The organism is Martinezella sp. CNPSo 3957 (genome assembly GCF_057784395.1).
Map to the genome: position 1 here is coordinate 19,056 of NZ_JBXSOU010000004.1, position 23,954 is coordinate 43,009.

The window sequence follows — 23,954 nt, forward strand, 5'->3', positions numbered from 1 at the left end:
TCAATCCACCGCCCTTGGAAAAAGTCCGCGCGGCCGGAGCAGCAGCACGAGAAGAAACGCCACATGCCCCGCGAGGATCTGCCACTCGGGGTTGACGGCTGCGCCCATCGTTTGTGCGACGCCGATGATCACGCCGCCTGCGAGCGTACCCCAGAAGGAGCCGAGTCCACCGATGATGACCGCCTCGAAGGCGTAGATCAGCCGCGCCGGCCCCATCGTTGGGTCGAAATTGGCGCGTGTGCCGAGAAAGAGGGCGGCGATCGTTACCACAACCATCGCAAGGCCCGTCGCGGTCGCGAAGATGCGGTCGGAGCGGATGCCCATCAGACCCGCCGTGGCGCGATCGTCCGAGGTGGCGCGGAAGGCGCGGCCAAGGCTTGTCTTGTAGAAGACGAGGTTGAGGCCGACGATGACGGCAATCGCCGCCAGGAAAGTCAGCAGCGGCATGGTGCCGACGCTGATCGGCCCGATCTTGAGAGACGCGGTTTCCAGCGTGCCCACCGAAACGCGGCGGCTATCGGCAGAAAAGCCTTCCAACAGCGCGTTCTGAATAACGACCGAAAGGCCGAAGGTGACAAGCAGCGGCGGCAGTATGTCGTCTCCGATGGTGCGATTGAGCACGAGGAACTGCATGCCCCAGCCGACCGCATACATCACCGGAACGGCGACGAGTGCCGCGGCGAAGGGATTGAGCCCGAGCGCGCTGACCAGCACCAGAAGCAAGAAGGCCGCCAGGACGATAAGATCGCCATGCGCGAGATTGACCAGCCGCATAATGCCGAAAACGAGGCTCAGGCCGGCCGCGAACAGCGCGTAAAGACCGCCAAGCAGAACGCCTTGTATGATCGTGTCGAGCCAGTTCATCCCGCATGCACTCCGAAATAGGCAGAATGGATGTCGGCGCGGCTAATTGAGTCCGGCGTTCCGGTCAGCGTCACGCGTCCCTCCATCATGCAGTAGAAGCGGTCTGCTACCTTGAGCGCCTGGCCGATATCCTGCTCGACAATTACGATGGCAGCGCCCGCGGCGCGGATTTTGGGAAAGGCCGCGTAAATATCGCGGATCACCACCGGTGCCAGGCCGAGGCTGATTTCGTCGCAGAGCAACACCCTTGGATTGGACATCAGCGCCCGGCCGATCGCGACCATCTGCTGTTGGCCGCCCGATAGCACCGTGCCGGGATTGTTGCGCCTCTCCCTCAAGACCGGAAAGAGCTCGTATATTGTCTCAAGCGTCCATGTCCCTTTGACGCTGCGTCCATATTTACCAATCAGCAGATTTTCCTCCACCGACAGAGACGGGAAGAGCTTGCGACCTTCCGGCACCATGGCGACGCCGAGCGCCATGACCTCGGGGGCTGGCAGCGCGCCGATGGGCCTTCCATCGAAGCTGATCTGGTCGGGCTCATTGGCGAGCATGCCCGAAATCGAGCGCATCAGCGTGGATTTGCCGGCGCCATTCGCGCCGATGATTGCCAAAGTCTCACCGGCATCAAGCGTGATGTCGACTCCGAAGAGCGCCTGGAAGTCGCCGTAGAAAGCCGTTAAGCCCTGTGTTTCAAGAAGAGCCATCAGACGTCAATCCCAAGATAGATCTGGCGGACCGCCTTCGATTCCATGATCTCGGCCGGCCTGCCGAGGCCGACCACCTTGCCGAAATTCAGCACGAGAAGACGGCTCACCACGGAGTTGAGGGCATGAAGCACGTGCTCGACCCAGATGATGGCGACACCGGCTGCGTGGATCGTCCGGATTGTCTCCACCAGCTCGCCACACTCGCCCTCCGTGAGGCCACCGGCGATCTCATCCAGCAGCAGCACCTTGGGCTCGGTCGCCAGCGCCCGCGCAAGTTCGAGGCGTTTGCGTTGAAGCAGGCCGAGACTACCGGCGGCCTGATTGGCGCGCGCGATCAGGCCGGTGTTCACCAGAATATCCGCGCAGCGCGCCGACACCTCCCGCTCGGTCTTTCGCGAACCGTAGGCTGCGGCGACCAGAAGGTTTTCGAAAACGGTCAGCTGCTGGAAGGGCTGCGGGATCTGGAATGTGCGGCCGATCCCCGCCAGGCATCGCGCCATCGGCGGCTGGCGCGTCACGTCTTCGTTGCGATAGATAATCCGCCCCTCATCGACGCGCAGATTGCCGCCGATGAGATTGAACAGGGAAGATTTTCCGGCACCGTTCGGCCCGATGATGCCGAGCGCCTCTCCGCTCTCCAGCGCAAACGACACCTCATCCGCGACCTTTAGGGCGCCGAAGCTCTTCGAAACGTTTTCGAGGGCAAGTATGACCATCTTCTTCCTGATCGGTGTCTGTTTCGTCCATTCGCCGAATCCGGCGCATGACCGCCTCCGGCGCACCCTCCGGCAGCGCATCACGCCGAGGCGATCGGCTCCATCTTGCCGCCCGTGGGAATATTGGGAGCGGTCTTGTTGTCGGTGATGACGAGATCGTAGCCACCGCCGTCCTTCAATCTCCACTGACCGCCAACGAGCGGTGTCTTGGCCACGTTCTTCGCGGCAAAAGGCGGAACATTGGCACCGTCCCAGGCGACCGGGCCGACGATCGTGTCCAGCTTGGTCGCCGCGATCGCCTTGATTACAGCCGCGCTGTCCGTCGGGTCCGCCCGCTTCATGACATCCGCAGCAACCTCGAAGAGCGCATGAACGAAGCCGATCGGCTGCGTCCAGGGCCGGCTGGTGGCTTTCGTAAAGCCTGCTGCGAGTTCGGCGGCGCTCTCTCCCGTCAGCGAAGACTTGAATGGATGACTGGCCGACCACCAGACCTCGCAGGACAGATTGTGACCGCTTTTGCCCAGGGCCTCGACCGCCTGAGGGAACAAGATGGCCTTGCCGATGGAGGCGATTTTCGGATGGAAGCCCTGCTGTTTGGCCTGGTTCCAGAAGGTGGTGAAATCCGGCGGGATCATGACGCCAGTGATGACCTCACAGTTGCCGGACTTGAAGGCATTGATCTGTGCGGAAAAATCATCGGTCAGGTTCTGGTAGCGGCCGGGATCGGCAAGGGTGTAGCCGCCTTTTTCGAGAACCGGCGGGAAACCGACCACTTTATCGCCCCAAGCATTTCCATCCCCATCGTTCGGGAAGAGGCCGCCCACCTTCTTGTTAGTTTCCAGCTGTTGCCACATGTTTGTGTAGACAGCGATCACATCCTCCAGGCCCCAGAAGAAATGAAAAGTGCTGTTGAAGGGCTTCCACGATGAGGGATCGCCTGGATTGGCTTGCTGACCGATGAACCAGGGCTGCCAGGGCGCGGCCGTCGAGATGCAGGGCATCTCTTCCGCCTCGCAGGTGGTGGCGACCGGATTGGTGGTTTCCGGCGTCGATGCGACGAGGACCAGATTGACCTCGTCCTTGACGATCAGCTCCTTGGCCACTTCGGCGGCGCGGTTCGGGTTGGACTGGCTATCCTTGACGATGATTTCGTAATCAAGCCCGGCGGCCTTGGTCTTGGCCAGGAAGCCATCGAGGATGAACTTGTCGGCCTCGGCGAAGGCGGCAAGCGGCCCGGTCTGCGGGCTGACATAGCCGAGCTTGATCGCCGCGCCCTTGGCGATCGCGGGCATGGACAGGCTGGATGTCGCGGCAAGCGCGCTGGTCGCTGCTGCGGTTTTCAGCAGATCACGTCTCGTAAACATTTTGGTTTCCTCCTCCCAAAGTAAACACAAGCGTTTTAGAGTGGCGGGCGTTCTCCCCCCCAGGCGTTCTGAAGCAGTGTGCGGATCGAGGCCCGGTCGATCGGCCGCGGATTGGCATAAGGGTTGCGCGTGGCGATTTCGGCGGCGCGGTCGAGATCGCTCTCGGTGAGGCCGAAATCCTTCAGCGCCAGCGGCGAGCCAACGGATCTGGCGAAATCGTAGAGCCCCTGGCCCGGCGTGCCACCGAAAATGTCCCCAATTGGTGCAAGCAGCTCCGGCACCGCCGCAGCATTGAAGCCGATCGTGTGCGGCAGCATGATCGCATGCGTCTCAGCATGCGGCGTATCGAAACTACCGCCCAGCGTGTGGCAGATCTTGTGATGCAGCGACATGGAAATTTGCCCAAGCACGGTGCCGCAGAGCCAGGCGCCGTAGAGTGCCTTTTCCCGCGCCTCGGCATCCCGCGGCGTCTTGACAATCACCGGTAGCGCCTCGGCAAATGCGCGCATACCCTCGATCGCCATCATGGTGGTGATGGGGTTGCGGTCGTCGGCATAGAGACCTTCGGCGGCGTGCGCGATGGCATTTAGCCCGCTCGTGACGCTCATGGCGACCGGCAGGCCAAGCGTCAGTTCGGGGTCGTAGACGACCACTTCGGGCACGATCTTCGGATTGCGAACCGTCGTTTTGATGCCGCCTTCCGTCTGACCGAGGATCGGCGTTACTTCCGAACCGGCATAGGTGGTCGGCACGACGATCTGGTGAATGTCGGTACGGTAGGCCATTGCCTTGCCAAGACCGGTGGTCGAGCCGCCGCCGAGCGACACGACGCAATCGGCCTGAAGCGCGGCCGCGCGCGCCAGAGCCTCCTCGGTGACATCGACCGGGGTGTGCATCGTCGCACCCGCGAACGTGCCCACGGCAAGCGCGCCAAGACGAGCGGCCAGCGCCTCGCCGTCAGCGGCTTGCTGCGGCGTCGTCAGCACCAGCGCGCGGCGGCAACCCAGCGTCTCGATCCATTGGGCAACGCCAGCGCTCGCTCCGGAAGCAAAGACGACGCGTGTCGAATGCGGCTGATAGGAAAAATCGAGTGTCATGCTGACCTGCGCTCCTCTCGCGCCCGCACCATTACGAAGGTGAAATCGAGCGACCAACCATTGTCCCTGGCCGGCGCCGGCGCATCGAGGCTGCCAATGGGCAGGAAGGTGCCAACCAGCTCCTGCTTGACGCCAAACAGTGCGTCCTGCGACAGATGCGGATCACGCCCGTCATAGACGTGAGTGCTGATCGTCTGGAAGCCGGGCGCAGTGATAGTGAAATGGAGATGCGCAGGGCGGCGCAACGGATAGCCGATCGCATGCAGTGTCCGTCCGACCGGTCCGTCGCAGGGCACGGTATAACCGCCCGGTCGAACCGTCCTGTAGGAAAAGCCGCCATCCGCGTCGGTGCTGAAAACGCCACGCAGATTGAACTCCGGCTGGAGATCCGGCTGCTGGTTCTCGTAAAATCCCTGCGCATTCGCCTGCCATGTCTCGACCTTCGCGCCGGCGACGGGATTTCCGTCGAGATCGGTAACGCGAGCATTGACAGCCAGCGGCTCGCCGATGCCGTCGAGCGATATGTCCGCACCCGACATAAGCCGCGGTGCATCGGCGCGATAGAACGGGCCGCGCACGGTGTTGGGCGTTGCGCCCTTCGGACGGCGGGTGTTGATCTCCTCCACCAGCGCCGTCACACCCAGAAGATCGGAGAGCAGCACCCATTCTTGCCGCTTATGATCGCTTGCGTGACCAACTTCGGTCAGAAATTCGATGGCGTGTCGCCAGTCCGCATGGGTCGGCCGTGTTTCCTTGACGGCCTGGTGGATATGTCCGACCAGCGCGGTAAGGAAGGCCGGCAGCGGTCCGGCGCACTGCGCCAGTCGCTCTGCCACAAGGGCAGCCGAATCCGCTTCTGTAAAAGACGTGATCCCCATGCTTCCTCCTCAACGGCACGCTATCAGTTCCAAACGTAGCAGTTGATGATTTTTCTCCTATTTAATATACCTGATTGCTATGAAGCTCGATGAACGACACCTGATTCAGCTTGCCGCCGTCGTACAGGCCGGTGGTGTGACGGAGGGCGCGGCCCTGCTCGGGCTCACCCAGCCGGCGGTGTCGCGTACCCTTGCCATGCTGGAAAAGCGGCTCGGCGAACCGCTGTTCGTTAAGGGGCGTCGGCCGTTGCAGCCGACCCCGCTTGGCAGGGCGCTCGCCGACCACGGTCAAGCCATGCTGGTGGCTGCGCGCAAGGCCTCGTCGCTTGTCGACGGCTTCCGACACGGCCGGACTGGCGTGGTTCGCGTCGGCGGCACGCCCTTCTTCATGGATGCGCTGATCTCCGGCATGATCGCCGAGTTCCAGAATGCCATACCGGACGTGCGCATCGAGCAGAGCTACGGTTACCTTCCGGATCTGCGGGCGGCGATCGACGCCGATCGCATCGACCTTGCCATTTGCCCGATCGACGTGCTGGACGAGGGCTCGGGCATGCGCTTCCAGGAGTTGCTTCCCGGCCGCAACGTCGTCGCCTGCCGTGTAACGCACCCTCTGCTTCTGAGACGCAAGCTCTCGCCCACGGAACTCCTCGACTATCCTTGGATTGCTCCGCCCACCGGTAGCCCGCTGTTTGCCGATCTGCACAGTCTCGTCCTCTCGCTCGGCGCCACCGAGGCGAAAATCCGCTATTCCGGCGGCTCGCTGGTGAGCGCAATCAACTATCTGAAGGCGAGCGATGCTCTCACCATCCTGCCGCACAGCGTCGTCTTCGCCTATCGCAACGACAAGTCGATCACAGCGCTACCCGTCAAGATTCCTCATCCCGAGCGAGCGCTCGGTCTCCTGCGGCGCACCGAGGAAATCCGCGTGCCGGCAGTCGAGGCCTTCTGCGCCCACATTCGCAAGAGCTTCGAAGACCTCAGACACCTGATCAAGCGCCATGAGCAGGCGGTGATCTGGAGCCTCTGACAGCTTACGGCGCCCTTCAGAAGGTCGCCGAATCGTCAGGCCACAGGAACAACGGTGCCAAGCCGGCGTCGGCGATCGAGCGCAGTCCATGCCAGGCGCGATTGGCATAGACCAGCGCGTCATCCGCCAGCCCCTCTTCTGCCCCGGGTGAAGCTTCAAGAAGTTCGGCCGAGACAAGGCAGGCTCCGGGAACCGGAAACAGTCCGCGAACCGCCGCCCGGAACCAGAGGCCGACATCCGGATAATACGGCTCGCCGCTTTCGAGCCTTGCCCAACGGATGTCAGGCCCGAAACGGTCCTTACCACGGGTGGCGCAGAGCCGGGCAAGCTCCATGTCGCTGCGGCGCACGAAATGCACGACCACCGTCTCAGCCCGGCGCACTGCGTGCGCACTGGAGGAATTATCCGACAGGGAGAAGGCAACAGTCGGCGGCGAGGCGCTGATCGAGATCAGCGAGCTTACCGTCAGAGCCACTGGCCCGTCTCCCGGATCGGCGGTGATGATGGCGACACCCGCCGGATGGTGGCGGAAGGCCACCATAAACGCCTCCGTCACGCCGGCGCCGGCCGTCGGCTGAGCTGCCCGCTCCTGCTTTTCGGACCGCGCCGTCATTTCTTCTCGACCAGATCGTAGAACTGCCAGACGCGATCGCTCCATAGCCCTCCGATCTCGCGGCCGGCGGCACCGACAATGTTGGTGTTGATCGTAAAATGGTTGGCCGCCACCAGCATCTCGCGGTAGGTGCGTTGCATGACGCCATCGCGCAGCGACGCACCACCGGCAGCGCGGTAGACGAAGTGGCAGGCATCGACGCCCGCTTCGTGCACTTCCGACTTGGCGAGATGCACGAGGGTGATCTGGCGCGTGGACACCCGGTTCCCGGCCTCGATGGAGGCTTCCACATCGCGCCAGACCTCGAACAAAAAGGCGCGGGCGGCGCGGACACGGGCTTCCGCCCGGCCGAAGTCGAACCAGAACTTGTCGCTTTCGCCCAGCAGGCCGGCACGCCCGGTCTTGGTCACGGCGAACTTGGCCATCTCATCCAGAATGCGGCGGGAGGCGCCGATCGCCCAGCCCGAATGGCCGATTGCCGCAAGGCCGACGACACCGAGGCTGAAGAATTCCTTCTGGCGCTGCGGCTCGGCGGTCATGATCGGGAAAACCATGTCGTCGGCGATGAAGACGTCCTTGGCGTCGTAGTCGATGCTGCCGGTTCCCTGCAGGCCGAGCACATTCCAATTGCCGAGCAGTCCATGCTCGCCGACCGGTGCGTGGGCGCAAAGCACTACCACGTTACCATTCTCATCCTTGGCCGGATGACCATTGCCGTCGTCCAGCAGGGCGGCGGTATGGGTGAATGTGGCGTGGTGAATGCCGCTTGCATAGGACCATTTGCCGTTCAACAGATAGCCGCCATCGACCTTCTTCAGCATGCCGGTCGGCGTGCCCTGCCCCGAAAAACGGTTGTCGGTGCCGCCGCCGAAGAGCCGCGAGATCGCGGTGTCGGGCAAGAAGGCGGCAGACATCGCCCCGATGCAGGCATGCACCATCGACACCCAGCCGGCAGCGCCACTGTGATAGGTGATGGCTTCGATCAACTGCAGGCCTTGCGTCGGCGAAAGCTGTGCGCCGCCGAGCTCTTCGGTCGCGAAGATATGCGACATACGCAGCGGCTTCAGCGCCTCGAAAGTGGGCTCGTTCAGCTTGCCGAGCTTTTCGGTGGCCACGGCGTTTTCTTCAAGAACCGGCCCGATCTTGCTGATTTGCTCGAGAAGGCTGGCGAAGTTTGTCTTGGTGCCCCAATATCCGGCACTATGTTTCAAAGGTGCGTTCATCTGTTCCTCCTGACAATCTGGTGTGTTCTCGCGGCAAGCTGTCTCAGCCGGCGAGGAAATCGCCGATGGCGGTCACCACGCGCGGGTCCTCCTGCATGGCAAAATGGCCGACCTCCGGCACCATGAGGGTGCGGGCATTCGGGATGCGTTTCTCCCAGAGCGGCGCCTGCGAAGCGGGCAGCATTTTGTCCTTCTCGCCCCAGACGATCAGCGTCTCGTTCGGGATACGGGAAAGCCAGCGGCCGAGGTTGGGATGACCCATGCCGTGAGCTTTAACGATATTGCCGACCGCCCGCGCCTCTTTCTCGCGGGCGGCAAGGAAGGCGTCGAGCGGCGGGCATTCGGCGCCGCCCGGAAAATAGCGCAGGGCAACGTCGACATTATGCGAGAGATAGCCGGGTAGCGCCTCAGGCCCTATCGCCGACAGGTCGGCGCCGGGGTGATCTGGATCGTTGAGGCCAGCGGGCGCATTCAGCACCAGCTTGCCGAAACGCTCGCCGGCGACGGCGGCCATTTCGGCAGCCATCCAGCCGCCCATGGAGTGGCCGACGAGATGCGGCCGATCGAGGCCGAAGGCGGCGACCAGATGCAGGTTATGGACAATGATATCCTGCATGCCGGTGACATGCGGCGCCTCGCCGCTGTCGCCAAAGCCAGGATGGTAGGGTAAGTAGACGCGGAAGCGATCGGCGAGGCCCCGCGCCCATTCCGTGCCTTCGATGGTGGCGGCGCCATGCAGCGCGAGCACGGCCGGGCCTTTGCCGATAACGCGGACAGCGGTCGAAACACCCTCGATGTCGTAGCGCACCGTTTCGAAATCCATTCCAATCCTCCTCCAATGCCGTTTCAGCCGACTGTCGGCGTAATCAGCACCTTGCATTGCATTGTACGCCGCCTGAGCGCCTCGAATGCGTCTGGCACGGCGGCAAGACCGATCCGGCCGGTCACCAGTGCCTGCGGCCGATGGCGGCCGGGGCCGAGCGCCTGCAGCGCCATGTCGAACTCCGCCATGGTAAAGAACACGGCGAAGATCACCTGTATTTCCTTGGAAATCGCGGCAAACGGATCCCATGTGTCGCCGCCGACGCAGAGGCCGACCGCGACCACCGTGCCATGCACACGCACCAGCCGGCAGGCAGCATCGATCAACCCGCGTTTGCCGACGCATTCAAAGACGATGTCCGGTGCGCCTCCGGTCAATGCGCGAAACTCCTCCGCCAGCCCCTCACCCGAGAAAGCAAAGGCGGTAGCGCCTATTTCTGCCGCGCGCTCTGCCTGATGGCGGTTCAGATCGGCAACGACGACATGAGCCGCCCCCAGCCGCCTCGCCCAGAAGGCGGCGAGCAGGCCGATCGGGCCTGCACCGAGGACCAGCACACGGTTGCCCGGCTTCAGCCCCGAACGCACGACCGCATGCAGGCCGACTGCAACCGGCTCGGCCAGAGCCCCCTCCTCGGTCGGCAAATCGTCCGGCAGCCGACGGCACTGACGGGCGGCAACGGTGACGAATTCAGCATAGCCGCCGCCGATCAGTCGCATCTCGGCACACCACGCGGGTTCGCCGCGCGAACAGCTATCGCAATGACCGCAGCCGCGCATCGGCGCGATGGCAACCCGGTCGCCGGATTTGAAATTCGCGACCTTAGCGCCACAGGCGACCACTTCGCCGGAAATCTCATGGCCGAGGATGCCACCTCTTTTGAGCGCAAAGGTTTCGGGATCTTCCGTCATGTGCAGGTCGGAGCCGCAAATGCCGCAGGCGGCAACGCGGAGCAATATCTCTTCGGCGTCAGGCTCCGGCGTTTCGATCGTTTTGACATCGAGCGGTCGTCCGACTGCCTCGAATAACGCCGCCCTCATCGCGGGTCCTCCAGAAGCGTGCGCCTCGTCGGGAACCAGGAGGCGTTTGTGGCCTTCTGGATCAATCCCCAGAGGCCACCGCGAGCAAAAAGCGCCATGATTAGGGTGAGTAGCCCGAGGACGACGAGATAGGTGGCGCCGTACTGTCCGAATAGACGGTCGGCGACAAAATAGACAAGCGCGCCGATCAGCACCCCTTCGAGCGAGCCGAGCCCGCCGACCATGACGATGAAGATCGACACGTTCGCCCAGGTCGGGCTGTAGGCAGCCGGCGGCGTGATGCGTAGCTGCGCCATGAAGTAGATGGCACCGGCAAGGCCGGTACCGACGGCGGCTGCCACCCAGATCAGGAATTTCAGGAGGCCGACGTTGACGCCCTGGCTTGCCGCGGCAATCGGATTGTCGCGAACGGCGACCAGCGCCAAGCCATAGCGCGAACGCAGCAGCACATAGCTGCCACCAACGGCGACAAGCAGCATCAGTGCCGCCAGTATCGAAATGCCGATTGCGCGTTCGCCAGGCGTATAGCTAGACATGACACGCAGGCTCATGCCGGCGCCGGCATTGACATAGCTGAAGACGGACGTGGCAAGGCGCATGACTTCCGCCACCACCCAGGTACCGATGGCGAAATATGGACCGTCGAGCCGATGCAGCAGGCCATAGGTGAGCGCCGCCAGTATCGCTGGTGCGATGATCGACAAAGGCACGGCGAGGAACGGGCTTAGGCCCCAAAGCTGCGCCATGATGAACATCGCATAGGCGGCCGCACCGACGAAAGCCTGCTGGCCCACGGAGACAAGGCCACCATAACCGGCGAGCAGGTTCCACATCTGCGCGACGGTGATGTAGCAGCACAGTTCGACGACGTCGCGGATGAGGCCCTGGCTTGCCCAGAGCGGCATCGAAGCGACGGCCGCGAGCAGCGCGACGCTGATAACGAGCGCAATCAGGCTCGAGCGCGTCTGGCGCTGTACGCGCACGGCGGGGCGCGGGATGGCATCGGTCAAACGGGCGGCGAACGCATTGGTCACGGCTTCAACCCCTTCCTAGGAAGCCCTGGGGACGCAGGGCAAGGATGATCAAAAAAACGAGGTGGCCGGCGAGGATGCCGAAGCCGGGGTCGATGCGGAAACCGACGGACTGACTGACCCCGAGCGCCATCGCCCCGAAAAAGGCGCCCCAGATCGAGCCCATGCCGCCGATGATGACAGCCTCGAAGGCGTAGATCAGCTGGAACGCCCCGTCGGCAGGCGCCACGGTCGAACGCAACGACTGGAAGACCGCGGCAAAGCCGAGGATCGCGACAGCGATTGCCGTTGCCCCGGTGTAGACCGTCTTCGGGTTGACACCGGTCAGCGCCGCAGCTTCTACATCGGCCGAAGCTGCGCGCAGGGCACGGCCAAAGCGTGTCGAGCGCAACGCCACGTCGAGGCCGCCGGTCAGCACGGTCGCCGTCAGAAGCACGATCACTGGCAAGACGCCGACAAAGAGCGGCCCGAGTTGGAAGGAGGCATGCACTATGTCGCCGCCGCCCAGCGAGCGGGTGTCGGCCGACCATATCTGCAGCATGGCGTTCTGCAGGGCGATGGAGAGCCCGAAAGTGGCAATCAGCGACGGAAGCGGATCGGCGCCGACGACGCGGTTGAGGATGAGCCGCTGCAGGATGACGCCGATGACAGCCCCAAGCACCACGAGGATCACCAGTACCGACCACGGGCCGAACGAGAAAGTGGTGGCCAGGCTGATGCCGATCAGCGCCAGGAGGATCACCAGGTCGCCATGGGTGATGTTGACGACACGCATGACGCCGAACATCAGCGCCATGCCGAGCGCGTATTGGGCATAGAGGCCGCCGAGAAGAATGCCCTGGATGAGCCCGTCAAGCCACTGCATGAGCCCCTCCGAAATAAGCTTCGCCAATCGCTTCGCGCGAGACGTCAGCCGATCGGCCGGTGAGGCTGACGTGTCCCTCAAGCATGCAGTAGAGCCGGTTCGACGAGGAGCGGGCGAGCCCGACGTCCTGCTCCACCAGCACGATCGCCGTACCGGTTTCGCAGATCGACGGCAGCGCCTGGTAGATTTCCTTCACCACCTTCGGTGCCAGGCCGAGGCTGATTTCGTCACACAGAAGTACGCGCGGCTGGCTGAGCAGCGCCCTGCCGATCGCCACCATCTGCTGCTGCCCGCCGGACAGGGATTCTACAGGCACGGCCTGCTTTTCCTTCAGGAGCGGAAAGAGTGCGAACAAGCGCTCCAGCGTCCACCCATTGGCAGCGGATTTGCCGGCGTGGTCGATGGCGACGCGCAGATTGTCGATTACCGACATGCCGACAAAGAGGCGACGGCCCTCGGGCACGATCGCTACGCCGTCGGCTACCATCCGATGCGGCTTGGCGCCTCCGACCGGCCGGCCATCGAGCTGTACCATGCCTGGCGCAACGCTCAGAAGGCCCATGATCGATTTCAGAAGCGTCGACTTGCCGGCACCATTGGCCCCGATCAGGGCGACGACCTCGCCCGCGGCAATCTCGAAGTCGATACCGTAAAGAGCCTGAAAATCGCCGTAGCGGGCGACCAGTCCGTGTGTGGAAAGCAGTGCTGCACTCATGCCTCGACCCCCATATAGACCCTTCGAACCTCCGGACTTTGGATGACTTCGGCCGGCACACCTTCCGCGATCTTTTCCCCGAAATTCAGCACCAGCATGCGGTCGGCAACGGCGAGCAGCGCGTGCAGCACATGTTCGATCCAGACGATGGTGACGCCACTGTCGCGGATGCGGCGAATAAGCGAGACAAGCGCCCTTCCCTCCTCGTCGGTGAGCCCACCGGCAATCTCGTCGAGCAACAGGAGCTTCGGCGACGAGGCGAGCGCACGCGCGAGTTCCAGCCGCTTACGGTCGAGCAGCGTCAGCGAGCCGGCTGAACGGTTCGCCTTGTCGGACAGCTCGCAGGCCCTGAGGATATCAGCGCAACGCCGATAGCTCTCGGCATCCTTGGCGCCGCCGCCGAAAAAGGCGGCGACGAGCAGGTTCTCGAAGGTCGTCATACCGACATAGGGACGCGGGATCTGGTAGGTCCGGCCGATGCCGATTTTGCAACGGCGATAGGGCGGCTGGCCAACGAGTTTCTGCCCGTCAAAGATCAACTCGCCGCCATCGACACGCATGTCGCCGCTGATCAGGTTGAATAGGGTTGTCTTGCCGGCTCCATTCGGCCCGACGATGCCCAGAACCTCGCCAGAGCTGACCGTAAAACTCACCTCGTGCAAGACCTTGAGGGCGCCGAACGATTTGCTGAGGTCGCGTGCCTCGAGTAGTACGCCGTTTTCCATGCTCCTCCACCCCGGCTTTTTGCCGCCGGCGGCGCGTTTGGGCGCGCCCTTCCGATCCTCCATCCAATCCGCCCCGGCCCGATCGCATCGAGCAGGAGCGGCATCTCGCTTTGCCTTGGCTTCACGCCCCGCTCAGGCAGTCCGCCAGGGCAGCGGCACGATCTTGCGTTCCGGCTGGAAGAGCTTGTTGACGGTATTGTCGACGATCTTCAGGTCGTAGGGCCACTTGTCGCCCTTGACCCATTGCCCGCCGAAAATCGGTGAGGTCGCCACATTTTGGTGCGGTCCCTTGGCAAAATTGACCGGGCCGATCAGTGTCTGCATGTTGGTGGCAACAACCGCCTCGAGGTTGGCGGCGCGGTCGAGCGGATTCTTGGACCGCTTGAGAACGTCGACCGCCACTTCGAGGATAGCGTGGCTGTAGCCGAGCGGCTGCGTCCACTGCTTCTTCTTTTCCGCTTCCCACTGGTCTGCGAGATCCCGGCTCACCTGACCGGTCAACGTCGACTTGAAGGGAAAGGCCGGTGTCCACCAGACTTCCGAGGACATGCCCTCACCGAGCGAGCCCATGGCTTCCACGCCCGAGGCGAAGAGCAACGCGGCCGCGACCGTAATCGCCTTCGGCTTATAGCCCTGCTGAGCGCACTGGTTGACGAAGGTCTTCAAATCGGCCGGATAGGCGATACCGCCGATGATATCGCAGTTCGCTTGCTTGAAAGCCGATATCTGCGCCGAAAAATCGTTGGTGCGTGGCTGGAAGAAGCCGGGAACGACGATTTCGAAGCCGGCTTTCTTGGTAGGGGCAGGCAGGCCGTAATCCATGTTGCCCCATGTTTCACCATCCGCGTTCTGCGGAAAAAGCATGCCGACCTTGCGGTTGCTTTCCAGCGTGTTCCAGAGGCCGACATAGGTGTTCAGCGCTTCGTCCAGGCCCCAGAAGAAGTGATAGGTCCACTTGAACGGCTTGTCCTTGCCTCCACGCGGGAAGATGATCGCCTGCCAGGGCGCGCCCGTCGAGATGCAGGGGCATTCATTGAGTTCAGCCTGATCGGCAGCAGGACTTACCGTATCGGTCGTCGAGGCCGGCAGCAGCAGGTGAACGCCCTCATTGAGGATGAGATCGCCGGCAACTTCCGCGGATTTGTTGGGGTCCGACTGGCTGTCGCGGATCAGGAATTCGACATTGAAGTGGCCGGCCGCCGTATCCAGCCCACCCTTGAGTTGCTCCTTGATCTTTTCCAGCGCCCAGCCGTCGGTCTCACCGAAAAGGGCGAGAGGCCCGGTCGCTGGCGTGATGAAGCCGACCTTGATGGTGCCGGCCGATTGCGCGCGGGCAATCATCGGCGCAGCGAGCGCCGAGGCGGCGAGGCCAGCGCCTATTCCCTTCAGCACCGTGCGGCGCGAAGGCATCGACAAACTGCTTTTCGATTCCATTATTTTATCCTCCCTCTGAATCTCATTCGCCGGCTGCGATTTCCTCCTCCGCATCCGGCAAAGTTCATTTATTTGATGCGATGCATCGAACCTCCGTCGATGACAATCTGGCTGCCTGTGACGTAGGACGAGCAGGGCGACGCCAGATAGAGAGCAAGTCCCTTGATGTCCTCGGGATCGCCGATCCGCCCGATCAGGGACTGCTGTTCGAACGCCTTGCGGTCCGCCGGTATTCGCAACCTGCCGCCGGCAATGTTGGTCATGAAGGGACCAGGCGAGATACAGTTGACGAGAATACCGAACTGCCCCAATTCCATCGCCATCTGGCGTACAAAATGGTCGACGCCTGCCTTGGCTGGCATATAGGGCGTACCGACGATTGCCTCATTGATCTGGGCGGCGATGGACGAGGTGACGATGATACGACCGCCTCCCGTCGCCTTCATATGGCGGGCCGAATGCTTGACGGTTGTGTAGACCGAGGAGAGATTGACCTCGATCACTCGATCCCAGTGATGATCGTCGAGAACATCGATGGCTCCGTCCTTGAGCCGCTCGCCTGTCGTAGACAGAAAGCCAGGCCCGGCATCGATTCCTGCATTTGCAAAGACGACGTCGATCCGTCCATGACGCTCGGCTACGGCATCGAAAGCAGCCGTCATGGTCGCCCGATCCGAGACATCGATCTCCAGACCGGAGACTTCAGCGCCATCTCGGGCGATTTCCGCCACCACACGGTCGAGATTGTCCGCATCCATATCGAAAATGCAGACACGCGCTCCATTGTCCGCCATTACCTCCGCATAGGCCCGTCCTATGCCACTCGCACCGCCGGTCACAATGACCGATTTGCCGCGAACGTCGAACATATCCTGCAAGCTCGTCATTTTTCCTCCCGTGCCGCCAGGGGCGGCATGCCCGAGCCTTGGCTCGAACTCCTCCATTCTGCCTTGCCCTCCCCGACGCAGCAGAATTGGTTCATTAGGACGAGAAATCTGAGCGGCCTGTCAAATAACGCTGACAGCGAATGCGGAGAAGTTCTCCCGGTAAACTCCAATGACTTGAAACAGAACGATATTCTTTAAAAGAACTCACCTCGCTAGGTGGACTTGTCAAGGCGACCACTTGCTGAAATGGTGAAGTGACTTCATCATTTCATAAAGCGGCAATCCTAAAAGGGATCGCCGAACCGCTCGCTGCGCAGAAGAGGTATCAATGCAGGGATTGATCGAATCTTCCAGGATGCTGGATCGAGGCGGTAATCCGACCGTCCGGCAGCTTCTCTCCAGCCTGGTCTTCAATCCGAATGACGGAACGATCCAGCTGAATGGCGCGCGCATCGTTATGCAGCGCGCATCCGCCCTTTCCGATCTGAGGCGGGAACTCGTGCGCTTGCTCGGAGAGAAGGAGGCGCGCGTCTTCCTTTTGCGCCTGGGCTTCATGTCCGGCCGCTCGGATGCACGCTTCGTGCGCGCCGGCTGGCCAAATCTCGACATAGGCGATGCCTTCACGGCCGGAACGCGGCTGCACACTTTCAGCGGCGTTGTGCGTGTCGAGACGGTCTTCAACTCATACGACTTCCGCAAGAAGCGATTTTCTGCCGAATTCCTTTGGCGCGATAGCGTCGAAGCCGCCGAATTCAGTAAGACGCGACTGGCATCTGAACCCGTTTGCTGGACTCAGCTTGGCTACGCGTCAGGTTATGCCAGTGAGTTTTTCGACACCCTGATCGTTTACAAGGAGATCGAATGCGCGGCGCAGGGCCACAGCCATTGCCGGGTGGTCGGAAAGCCAGCCGATAGCTGGGGCCTCAACGATCCAGAGGTGATGCTTTTCCGCGAGCGCATCGATGTTGCCGACGACATCAGCACTGCTTCGCGCAGCAGCGCCGCGCGCGCTGCCAGCACGCCTCTCTCCAGGCTCGACAGCCTGATACTTATGCCGGTGCGCGACCGACTCGACCGCCTCGCGGCCACAACCCTGCCCGTACTGATAACCGGTGCGCCGGGGACGGGACGCGGCATTGCCGCGCGCTATCTGCATCGCGAATCTGCTACCACTGCGACCAATCTACGGCGGGTAGTAGGGATGCAAGTCGATCTTGCGCTTTGCGCCGAGGTCGCACGACCGGTTAAGGCAACCCGCCGGTCGCCTCAGCGCGAGACGATCGTGATCGACGCTGTTGAAACCATACCCGCCGACATTCAACCGCATTTTGCTCGGGCCGTCGAGGAAGGCATGGCGGAAGGAGGCCCGCGCATTCTTGCGATTGCGGACGAATGCCAGGAATCGGAGATGCCGGCCTTTTCAACCGAGCTTCACTCGGTCTTATCGCCGCTGCGCGTTCGTATGCCACCGTTGGCCGAGCGGGAAGGCGAGCGGCTGGCACTCGCCAACACCATGTTACAGGAACTTGCGGTTCGCATGGGGCTAGAGCCTCCAAGCTTTGAGGCAGGCGCCAAAAAGCTGATTGAGACGCAACTTTGGCCGGGCAATCTGCGCCAGATGCGTGGCGTCCTTATCGCCGTGCTCAATTCGCTGATCACCGGCGCGACGATTTCCGCCGCTCAGATCGAAATCGCATTGGCGCATCTTGCTCCCAATCCACGCAATAGCGCCACCGGATCCGGAAAAAGCGCAATCGATCCGAACCAGCTATTGGGATCCGACGGATTTTCGCTCAACGCTCTCGAGCACTCTTTGTATGAGATCGCCATGGAGCAGGCACAAGGGAACCTTTCGGCGGCCGCTCGCATGCTTGGCCTGACACGAGCGCAGCTCGCCTATCGTATCGACAACGCGCGGCGCAGCAAGTAACGGCATTCTAGCTCGAGAGTTAGCTATGCCGCAGCCTACGATGACTCGGGCAACGTCGCGGCATTTTCGATCAAGCCAGCAAGTTCACAATCAACTTTTCCATCGAGAAGTCCCGCGTCAAACTCACCCATGGTAGGCGCTTCATTGTCGATAGCCAGCCGGCGATGCGCTGGCCGGTCGCTTGTCCAGTGCGTGCTGTCCAGATAGATCGCTGCGACCTGCCAGATATTCAAACAACCGAGCGACCGCTTCCGCGCCGGGATCGATGTGGCCCTCAAGTTGCTTGGCATTGATGTAGGCGGCGCGTCCGGCCTTGGCATGGACGAGCGTGGCAGTCATGTCCGCGCCGGCGCGAGCTGCATGCGCCGCTGCTGCCAAACCGCCGTTGAGCGCATCCAGGGCCGGCAAGAGAGCATCGACCATGGTTCGGTCTCCCAGACGAGCGCCGCCGATCTCCTGCATGCGGTAAAGCCCGGCCTGCAGCGCCTCGCGAATGGCGAGCCCACTCGACGCTCCGTCGCCGGCAGCTGCAAAGAAGATCGCTAGAAGCACCCCCGACGATCCGCCCATGGTCTGACTGAGTTCCTGCCCCATAGCCCGGAAGAGTTGCGTATAGTCTGAAAGAGGCAGGCGGTCGAGCGCGTCGATAAGCGCGCGTGCCGCGCCGGCTAAGGTCGACCCCGTATCACCGTCTCCCGACTTCGCGTCAAGCGCGTTCAGATCCATCTCTGAGAGGATGAGAAGATTGCAGCAATCCGTCAAAAACTGACGGGTAGGTTCGTGCCTCGATGCGAGAGGAGCAATCGGCGTCAGCCCATCTGGGAGTGCAAGCGCCGCGACCGGTTTGATCGCTGCCAAGCCTGGCCAAGCCGGTAGCGCGACCGGCTTGGCCAACAGCGCCAGTTCTTTCTTGTCGGCAGGAAAGACCGAGATAGAGAAACCGTGCATGTCAAGCGACGTCATCATCGCAGCAGGTCCGATCACGTGCGAGATCTTTCCCGAAATAGCCGATCGGGCAATTTCGTGGACAATGACCGACATTTCCAGCATCGATGCCCCGCCCAGATTATTCACGAGCACGACATGGGGCCTATCATCCATGGTTGCCGCAAGACGCTCAACCATGGCGGCGACCGCAGTTCGAACGCCGGTATACTCTACCAGCTCGACACCGGCCTCGCCGTGGATGCCGAGCCCGAGTTCGGCGCGGCCTTCCGGAATCCTATGTTCCTTCGGCGAACCAGGCACGGTGCATGTGTCGAGCGACATTCCGATCGACCGCGTGCCCGCAATGACATGGCGCGCGGCTTCAGTGATAGTCTCCAGATCAGCATCGTTCTCCGACAAGGCTCCCGCGATCTTGTGGACAAAGAGCGTGCCCGCCACCCCGCGAGATTGCGGGAGATGCGGTAACGCGATGTCATCATCCACAATGACCATGCTGACATTCAAGCCAAAGGCGCGAGCACGCTCCGCCGCCAAACCGAAGTTGAGGCGGTCGCCCGTATAGTTCTTGACGATCAGGAGGCAGCCGGCCGGCCCTGTGACGGACAGGATACCGGCGAGGATTGCATCGACGCTGGGAGACGCAAAAATATCTCCGCAGACGGCTGCGGTGAGCATCCCCCTGCCGACGAAGCCCGCGTGAGCCGGCTCATGGCCCGATCCGCCTCCAGAGACGATCGCGACCTTGCTCTTATCCCAATCCGAACGCACGACGACACGGATATGCGGAAAACCATCGAGGCGGCTCAGGGCGCCGCCCGATGCAACGAGAAGGCCCTCGATTGCTTCGGTGACCGCCTTTTCCCTGCTGTTGAGGAACTGTGACATTCTCGCCTCCCTTAAACCAAGCGCATGCCGGCCGCGTCGAAATAAAGCGGCTTGTTCGGCTGGATCTTAATAATCTCGCCACCTCTGAGGGCGGTATGAGCCTCGGTGACGGTGATCAAATTGTGTTTCTTGAACGAAAGATGCAGGCGCGTCTGATCGCCCAGATGCTCGACACGGGTAACAGTCGCCTCCTGGCCATCGCCTTGAGCGATATGCTCGGGACGCAGGCCTATCGATTTGGCGTTTGGCGGGGCACCGGGGAAAAGCTCGGCAGGCAGCACGTTGATGCGCGGTTGTCCGAGGCGAGTGGCGGCGTAGACGCTCACCGGCTGTTCATAAATTTCGCGCGGAGAACCGAACTGGGCGAGCCTACCCTCGTGAAGGACGCCGACATGTGTTGCCATCGTCATTGCCTCGACCTGATCGTGGGTGACGTAAAGCAAGGTTGCACCGGATTTGGCCTGAATGCTCTTGAGCTCGATACGCAGATCGGCGCGCAGCTTGGCGTCAAGGGAGCTCAGCGGTTCATCCATGAGATAGATCTGCGGGTTTCTCACCAGTGCGCGCCCGATGGACACGCGTTGCATTTCACCGCCGGAAAGAGCCGTCGCCTTATTGTCGAGCTTGTGGGAGATCTGGAGAATTTCGGCGACTGCATTCACCTTCTCGTCAATCGTGCGCTGCGGCGTCTTCAGCAAGGGCGACTTCAGCGGAAATTCAAGGTTCTGGCGTACCGAAAGGTGCGGGTAGAGCGAATATTGCTGAAACACCATCGCGACGTTGCGCTGCGCCGGTGTCAGCCCGCGCATGGATCGTCCACCGATCATGATCTCGCCAACATCAGGGTTATCGAGGCCCGACACCATCCGCAAAGTCGTCGTCTTGCCCGCACCCGTCGGCCCCAGAAGAACGACGAACGAACCGTCGGGAACGATCACGGACAGCTCATCGAGTGCCCGGTGACCGGCGAAAGATTTCGTAATATTCTTCAAGATGACCTCAGCCACGGCGCAACACTCCCTCGTTGGCCTCGGAAACAAGCGCCGCTCCGGTCGCAGAGTTGAAGACCGTCAGGCTTCTGGAATCGAAGTCCAGTCCGATCAGTTCTTCGACATGTGCGACCTGGTGGGATGGTGTACGAACCTTGACCTCGCCATGCGGCGTTTCGATCGTGACGATCTGCGTCGTACCCAAATATTCCACGGCTATGACCCGCCCTCTGTAAGCAGAATCGTCGTTGAAGCGGATGTGTTCGGGCCTGACGCCCAGCGCCAGCTTGCCGGCATGTTCTTCGCGAGACATCGGCACCCTCACCATGTGTCCGGCCAGGCTGACATGAGTTCCGCCGGTTCCGACCGAACCATCGAACTCCAGGAAATTCATGGGCGGCGAGCCGATGAACTTTGCCACGAATTTCGTCGCCGGCCAGTCATAGATCTCCTGCGGCTTGCCGAACTGCTCGACGACCCCGTGGTTCATCACCACGATCTTGTCGCCCATCTGCATGGCTTCCAACTGATCATGGGTGACATAGACGGTGGTGGCGCCCATGCGGTCGTGCAGTGCCCGCAGCTCTTGCGCCATGTGTTCGCGGAATTCGGCGTCAAGGGCGCCTAGCGGTTCGTCCATGAAGAAGGCTTTCGGGTTGCGGACAATGGCGCGACCTACCGCCACACGCTGCCGGTCGCCGCCGGAAAGTCCGCCGATCGGCTTGTCGAGAATATTTTCGATCCGCAGGATCTTAGCTACTTCCGCGACGCGCTTTGCAACCTCAGCCTTTCTCATGCCCTGGCTGACCAACGGATAGGAAATATTTCTTCGGACATTCATATGCGGATAAAGAGCAAACATCTGGAAAACGAATGCGATATCGCGCTCGCTTGCCCTCTTCATCCCAACCTCTTCGCCACCGATATAGATTTCACCGCTGGTTGGCAGCTCGAGACCGGCCATCATCCGCAAGGTGGTAGTCTTCCCGCAGCCGGAAGGCCCAAGCAGCATAAAGAACTCCCCGTCTTCCACGGTGAAGGTGGAAGACTTCACCGCGTTGAAAGCTCCAAAGTCCTTGCGCACATTGTGAATTCTGATTTGCGCCATGATTCACTCCGGGAAATGGCTGACGATGATGAACATGACTGTTCCTGTCAGCGTCACGAGGAAGGAATAGGAGTAAAGCGACAGCCACAACGGCTGCATCAGCATGACGACGCCGAGTGCGATCAGGACCGAAGCGAGAATTTCCCACGCACCGCGACGCAGGCGTATCAAGCGATTGAGAAACGTCGTCATTTGCGTACCGCTCCGAAGGTGATGCCGCGCAGCAGATGTTTGCGAAGCAGGATCGTGAAGACCATGACGGGAACCAGGAAGATCGTTGCGCCGGCGGCAACCGCTGGCCAGTCCTGGCCGCTGACGCCGATGATGGTCGGGATGAAGGGCGGCGCCGTCTGGGCATTTCCCGATGTGAGCAATACGGCAAACGCATATTCATTCCAGGCGAAGATCAGACAGAAGATTGCCGTTGACGCGATGCCGGTAACGGCCTGGGGCAGCACGACCTTGTAGAAGGCCTGGAACCGCGTATAGCCGTCGATCAACGCGGCCTCCTCGTATTCAATCGGGATTTCGTCGATAAAGCCCTTGAGGAGCCACACCGAGAGCGACAGGTTGACGGCGGTGTAGAGCAGGATCATGCCCGCATGCGTGTCGCTGAGGCCAAGCGATCGGAACATCAGGAAGATCGGAATTGCAACGGCGATCGGCGGCATCATGCGGGTCGAAAGAATGAAGAACAGCAGGTCATCCTTCAACGGAACCTTGAAGCGGGAAAAAGCATACGCCGCCGTCGTGCCAAGCACGATGCAAAGAACCGTCGAACCAAACCCGATGATGACGGAATTATAGAAGCGCTCGGCGAAGCGCGAGGCACCGGTGATGATCAGCCCGTCCTTGCGCACCAGCTTGTCGTACCACGTCGTAGGTTCACCAAGCGCCCTGAGTTGATCCTCAGGCACACGAGTCCGGGTGGTAAAAAGATTGACATAGCCCTCCATCGTCGGCTGGAAGACCAGTTTCGGCGGATAGGAAATCGCATCGGCTGGTGATTTGAAGCCGGTCGCGATGATCCACAGCAGCGGGAGGAGGGTTATGACGGAATAGAGGACAACCAGAATACCGGCAAACCATTTCTGACGCGCGGAGGGCTCGGTTACGGAATAGCTGCTCATCGTTGTTTGACCCTATTTAGAGCTTTGACGTAGATCGATGCCAAGCCGAATACGGTGACGAAAAGAATGACGGCGTAGGCGGATGCGTAACCGGTTCGCCATTGTTCGAAAGCGGCGCGCTTCAAGTTGATGGATGTCAGCTCTGTGATCGATCCCGGGCCGCCGCCGGTCAACTGTACGACGAGATCGAACATCTTGAAGTTCTCGATGCCACGGAAGAGGACCGCCAGCATCAGGAACGGCAGCACCATCGGGATGGTAATGGTCCAGAACTGACGCCATTTACTGGCACGGTCGCATTCGGCAGCCTCGTAAATGCTGCTGGGAATGGAACGCAATCCCGCCAGGCAGATCAGCATCACGAAGGGCGTCCACATCCAGGTATCCACGATGACGATGGCCCATGGTGCCAACGTGGTGCTCGCAATCATCGAGAAGCTGGAAGGATCGTTCCCGGTCAGGAAAGCGATCACATAGTTGAAGAGGCCGATTTGCGGCTGGTACAGGAAGGTCCAGAAGTTGCCGACAACAGCCGGACTAAGCATCATCGGAAGCACGATGATCGTCGTCCACAGATCATTGCCGCGAAACTTCTTGTTGATCAGATAGGCAAGCAAGAAGCCGATCAGAACCTGCAGGATGATGGTCCAGATCAAGAAATGGGCGGTTGCCTGCATGCTCCGCCATACATCGCCATCCGTCAGGATATTGATGTAATTCCTCAGGCCGACAAACCGTATCGGCTCGTTGGGTCGGTTCACCCGGAAGTTCGTGAAGCTGAGGCGGATCGTCCAAATCAATGGAAAGATGTTGATGGCAAGCAGCAACACGATCGAGGGCGCGACGAAAAGCCAGGCTATGGCGCGATCAGAAAGACCTTTGACGCGCGCTGCGATCGCGGGCGGCGTCGCACCGGCAATCCGATCGATCGGTGAGTGGAGCATGTCCGTCT

The 23,954-nt window shown here is 61.4% G+C and carries 24 protein-coding genes; 2 read left to right on the top strand and 22 right to left on the bottom strand.

Features of this window, described 5'->3' with window-relative positions; translation table 11 throughout:
- The 6 genes from AC13QE_RS11500 to AC13QE_RS11525 all read right to left on the bottom strand — a co-directional run bounded on the left by AC13QE_RS11500 (position 1) and on the right by AC13QE_RS11525 (position 5,629).
- Entirely contained in the window at positions 1–864 is an 864-nt protein-coding gene (locus AC13QE_RS11500; RefSeq protein ID WP_488483759.1) for a branched-chain amino acid ABC transporter permease, read from the bottom strand.
- A complete protein-coding gene (locus tag AC13QE_RS11505; RefSeq protein ID WP_488483760.1) occupies positions 861–1,571 on the bottom strand; it encodes an ABC transporter ATP-binding protein in 711 nt (236 codons plus the stop codon). Before AC13QE_RS11505 ends, AC13QE_RS11500 begins: the two co-directional genes overlap by 4 nt.
- Complete coding sequence (locus AC13QE_RS11510; RefSeq protein ID WP_488483761.1) at positions 1,571–2,290, bottom strand: ABC transporter ATP-binding protein; 720 nt, start codon at positions 2,288–2,290, stop codon at positions 1,571–1,573. Before AC13QE_RS11510 ends, AC13QE_RS11505 begins: the two co-directional genes overlap by 1 nt.
- Positions 2,291–2,370: 80 nt before the next feature.
- Positions 2,371–3,654 carry an ABC transporter substrate-binding protein gene (locus tag AC13QE_RS11515; RefSeq protein ID WP_488483762.1) on the bottom strand — a complete coding sequence of 428 codons (1,284 nt, stop codon included), beginning with the start codon at positions 3,652–3,654 and terminating at the stop codon, positions 2,371–2,373.
- 35 nt (positions 3,655–3,689) lie between these two features.
- A complete protein-coding gene (locus AC13QE_RS11520) occupies positions 3,690–4,751 on the bottom strand; it encodes a maleylacetate reductase (RefSeq protein WP_488483763.1) in 1,062 nt (353 codons plus the stop codon).
- A complete protein-coding gene (locus AC13QE_RS11525) occupies positions 4,748–5,629 on the bottom strand; it encodes a dioxygenase family protein (RefSeq protein WP_488483764.1) in 882 nt (293 codons plus the stop codon). The genes AC13QE_RS11520 and AC13QE_RS11525 overlap by 4 nt, the downstream gene beginning before the upstream one ends.
- Positions 5,630–5,708: 79 nt before the next feature.
- On the opposite strand from AC13QE_RS11525, the gene AC13QE_RS11530 reads away from it, so the two are divergent.
- Positions 5,709–6,659 (top strand): LysR family transcriptional regulator, encoded by a 951-nt coding sequence (locus AC13QE_RS11530; RefSeq protein WP_488483765.1) that lies wholly within the window; start codon positions 5,709–5,711, stop codon positions 6,657–6,659.
- Positions 6,660–6,675: 16 nt separating this feature from the next.
- Here the strand turns inward: AC13QE_RS11530 and AC13QE_RS11535 are convergent, their stop codons facing one another.
- The 10 genes from AC13QE_RS11535 to AC13QE_RS11580 all read right to left on the bottom strand — a co-directional run bounded on the left by AC13QE_RS11535 (position 6,676) and on the right by AC13QE_RS11580 (position 16,012).
- Positions 6,676–7,272 (bottom strand): flavin reductase family protein, encoded by a 597-nt coding sequence (locus tag AC13QE_RS11535; protein ID WP_488483766.1) that lies wholly within the window; start codon positions 7,270–7,272, stop codon positions 6,676–6,678.
- A complete protein-coding gene (locus AC13QE_RS11540; RefSeq protein WP_488483767.1) occupies positions 7,269–8,495 on the bottom strand; it encodes an acyl-CoA dehydrogenase family protein in 1,227 nt (408 codons plus the stop codon). The genes AC13QE_RS11535 and AC13QE_RS11540 overlap by 4 nt, the downstream gene beginning before the upstream one ends.
- Positions 8,496–8,538: 43 nt before the next feature.
- Complete coding sequence (locus AC13QE_RS11545; protein ID WP_488483768.1) at positions 8,539–9,318, bottom strand: alpha/beta fold hydrolase; 780 nt, start codon at positions 9,316–9,318, stop codon at positions 8,539–8,541.
- Between the two features lie 23 nt (positions 9,319–9,341).
- The gene (locus AC13QE_RS11550; RefSeq protein WP_488483769.1) at positions 9,342–10,355 is read right to left on the bottom strand and encodes a zinc-dependent alcohol dehydrogenase; all 1,014 of its coding nucleotides are present in this window, start codon (positions 10,353–10,355) and stop codon (positions 9,342–9,344) included.
- Positions 10,352–11,389, bottom strand: coding sequence for a branched-chain amino acid ABC transporter permease (locus AC13QE_RS11555; protein ID WP_488483770.1), 1,038 nt, complete (start codon positions 11,387–11,389; stop codon positions 10,352–10,354). The genes AC13QE_RS11550 and AC13QE_RS11555 overlap by 4 nt, the downstream gene beginning before the upstream one ends.
- A gap of 4 nt (positions 11,390–11,393) precedes the next feature.
- Positions 11,394–12,251 (bottom strand): branched-chain amino acid ABC transporter permease, encoded by an 858-nt coding sequence (locus tag AC13QE_RS11560; protein ID WP_488483771.1) that lies wholly within the window; start codon positions 12,249–12,251, stop codon positions 11,394–11,396.
- Complete coding sequence (locus tag AC13QE_RS11565; RefSeq protein WP_488483772.1) at positions 12,238–12,966, bottom strand: ABC transporter ATP-binding protein; 729 nt, start codon at positions 12,964–12,966, stop codon at positions 12,238–12,240. Before AC13QE_RS11565 ends, AC13QE_RS11560 begins: the two co-directional genes overlap by 14 nt.
- Positions 12,963–13,691, bottom strand: coding sequence for an ABC transporter ATP-binding protein (locus tag AC13QE_RS11570; RefSeq protein WP_488483773.1), 729 nt, complete (start codon positions 13,689–13,691; stop codon positions 12,963–12,965). Before AC13QE_RS11570 ends, AC13QE_RS11565 begins: the two co-directional genes overlap by 4 nt.
- 132 nt (positions 13,692–13,823) lie before the next feature.
- Complete coding sequence (locus tag AC13QE_RS11575; RefSeq protein WP_488483774.1) at positions 13,824–15,125, bottom strand: ABC transporter substrate-binding protein; 1,302 nt, start codon at positions 15,123–15,125, stop codon at positions 13,824–13,826.
- 68 nt (positions 15,126–15,193) lie between these two features.
- Positions 15,194–16,012: an SDR family NAD(P)-dependent oxidoreductase gene (locus AC13QE_RS11580; protein ID WP_488483775.1), complete on the bottom strand. Its 819-nt coding sequence runs from the start codon at positions 16,010–16,012 to the stop codon at positions 15,194–15,196.
- A gap of 328 nt (positions 16,013–16,340) precedes the next feature.
- Between AC13QE_RS11580 and AC13QE_RS11585 the strand changes: the two genes are divergently transcribed.
- Positions 16,341–17,942, top strand: coding sequence for a XylR N-terminal domain-containing protein (locus tag AC13QE_RS11585; protein ID WP_488483776.1), 1,602 nt, complete (start codon positions 16,341–16,343; stop codon positions 17,940–17,942).
- A gap of 141 nt (positions 17,943–18,083) precedes the next feature.
- Here the strand turns inward: AC13QE_RS11585 and AC13QE_RS11590 are convergent, their stop codons facing one another.
- The 6 genes from AC13QE_RS11590 to AC13QE_RS11615 are packed head-to-tail and all read right to left on the bottom strand — an operon-like array spanning position 18,084 to position 23,946.
- On the bottom strand, positions 18,084–19,775 hold the full coding sequence (locus tag AC13QE_RS11590; RefSeq protein WP_488483777.1) for a dihydroxyacetone kinase subunit DhaK: 1,692 nt from the start codon (positions 19,773–19,775) through the stop codon (positions 18,084–18,086).
- A gap of 11 nt (positions 19,776–19,786) precedes the next feature.
- The gene (locus AC13QE_RS11595) at positions 19,787–20,782 is read right to left on the bottom strand and encodes an ABC transporter ATP-binding protein (RefSeq protein WP_488483778.1); all 996 of its coding nucleotides are present in this window, start codon (positions 20,780–20,782) and stop codon (positions 19,787–19,789) included.
- The gene (locus AC13QE_RS11600) at positions 20,775–21,872 is read right to left on the bottom strand and encodes an ABC transporter ATP-binding protein (protein WP_488483779.1); all 1,098 of its coding nucleotides are present in this window, start codon (positions 21,870–21,872) and stop codon (positions 20,775–20,777) included. Before AC13QE_RS11600 ends, AC13QE_RS11595 begins: the two co-directional genes overlap by 8 nt.
- A gap of 3 nt (positions 21,873–21,875) precedes the next feature.
- Positions 21,876–22,064 (bottom strand): hypothetical protein, encoded by a 189-nt coding sequence (locus tag AC13QE_RS11605; RefSeq protein WP_488483780.1) that lies wholly within the window; start codon positions 22,062–22,064, stop codon positions 21,876–21,878.
- Complete coding sequence (locus AC13QE_RS11610) at positions 22,061–23,002, bottom strand: carbohydrate ABC transporter permease (RefSeq protein WP_112337709.1); 942 nt, start codon at positions 23,000–23,002, stop codon at positions 22,061–22,063. Before AC13QE_RS11610 ends, AC13QE_RS11605 begins: the two co-directional genes overlap by 4 nt.
- Positions 22,999–23,946: a carbohydrate ABC transporter permease gene (locus AC13QE_RS11615; protein ID WP_132720190.1), complete on the bottom strand. Its 948-nt coding sequence runs from the start codon at positions 23,944–23,946 to the stop codon at positions 22,999–23,001. The genes AC13QE_RS11610 and AC13QE_RS11615 overlap by 4 nt, the downstream gene beginning before the upstream one ends.
- Between the last annotated feature and the right edge of the window lie 8 nt (positions 23,947–23,954).

Excerpts from the sequence above, each read along its gene's own strand:
- AC13QE_RS11515 (WP_488483762.1), bottom strand. The coding sequence starts at position 3,654 with ATGTTTACGAGACGTGATCTGCTGAAAACCGCAGCAGCGACCAGCGCG.
- AC13QE_RS11550 (WP_488483769.1), bottom strand. The coding sequence starts at position 10,355 with ATGAGGGCGGCGTTATTCGAGGCAGTCGGACGACCGCTCGATGTCAAA.
- AC13QE_RS11560 (WP_488483771.1), bottom strand. The coding sequence starts at position 12,251 with ATGCAGTGGCTTGACGGGCTCATCCAGGGCATTCTTCTCGGCGGCCTC.
- AC13QE_RS11605 (WP_488483780.1), bottom strand. The coding sequence starts at position 22,064 with ATGACGACGTTTCTCAATCGCTTGATACGCCTGCGTCGCGGTGCGTGG.
- AC13QE_RS11600 (WP_488483779.1), bottom strand. The coding sequence starts at position 21,872 with ATGGCGCAAATCAGAATTCACAATGTGCGCAAGGACTTTGGAGCTTTC.
- AC13QE_RS11610 (WP_112337709.1), bottom strand. The coding sequence starts at position 23,002 with ATGAGCAGCTATTCCGTAACCGAGCCCTCCGCGCGTCAGAAATGGTTT.
- AC13QE_RS11570 (WP_488483773.1), bottom strand. The coding sequence starts at position 13,691 with ATGGAAAACGGCGTACTACTCGAGGCACGCGACCTCAGCAAATCGTTC.
- AC13QE_RS11500 (WP_488483759.1), bottom strand. The coding sequence starts at position 864 with ATGAACTGGCTCGACACGATCATACAAGGCGTTCTGCTTGGCGGTCTT.
- AC13QE_RS11565 (WP_488483772.1), bottom strand. The coding sequence starts at position 12,966 with ATGAGTGCAGCACTGCTTTCCACACACGGACTGGTCGCCCGCTACGGC.
- AC13QE_RS11505 (WP_488483760.1), bottom strand. The coding sequence starts at position 1,571 with ATGGCTCTTCTTGAAACACAGGGCTTAACGGCTTTCTACGGCGACTTC.
- AC13QE_RS11545 (WP_488483768.1), bottom strand. The coding sequence starts at position 9,318 with ATGGATTTCGAAACGGTGCGCTACGACATCGAGGGTGTTTCGACCGCT.
- AC13QE_RS11540 (WP_488483767.1), bottom strand. The coding sequence starts at position 8,495 with ATGAACGCACCTTTGAAACATAGTGCCGGATATTGGGGCACCAAGACA.
- AC13QE_RS11615 (WP_132720190.1), bottom strand. The coding sequence starts at position 23,946 with ATGCTCCACTCACCGATCGATCGGATTGCCGGTGCGACGCCGCCCGCG.
- AC13QE_RS11585 (WP_488483776.1), top strand. The coding sequence starts at position 16,341 with ATGCAGGGATTGATCGAATCTTCCAGGATGCTGGATCGAGGCGGTAAT.
- AC13QE_RS11530 (WP_488483765.1), top strand. The coding sequence starts at position 5,709 with ATGAAGCTCGATGAACGACACCTGATTCAGCTTGCCGCCGTCGTACAG.
- AC13QE_RS11525 (WP_488483764.1), bottom strand. The coding sequence starts at position 5,629 with ATGGGGATCACGTCTTTTACAGAAGCGGATTCGGCTGCCCTTGTGGCA.
- AC13QE_RS11510 (WP_488483761.1), bottom strand. The coding sequence starts at position 2,290 with ATGGTCATACTTGCCCTCGAAAACGTTTCGAAGAGCTTCGGCGCCCTA.
- AC13QE_RS11520 (WP_488483763.1), bottom strand. The coding sequence starts at position 4,751 with ATGACACTCGATTTTTCCTATCAGCCGCATTCGACACGCGTCGTCTTT.
- AC13QE_RS11580 (WP_488483775.1), bottom strand. The coding sequence starts at position 16,012 with ATGACGAGCTTGCAGGATATGTTCGACGTTCGCGGCAAATCGGTCATT.
- AC13QE_RS11535 (WP_488483766.1), bottom strand. The coding sequence starts at position 7,272 with ATGACGGCGCGGTCCGAAAAGCAGGAGCGGGCAGCTCAGCCGACGGCC.
- AC13QE_RS11575 (WP_488483774.1), bottom strand. The coding sequence starts at position 15,125 with ATGGAATCGAAAAGCAGTTTGTCGATGCCTTCGCGCCGCACGGTGCTG.
- AC13QE_RS11590 (WP_488483777.1), bottom strand. The coding sequence starts at position 19,775 with ATGTCACAGTTCCTCAACAGCAGGGAAAAGGCGGTCACCGAAGCAATC.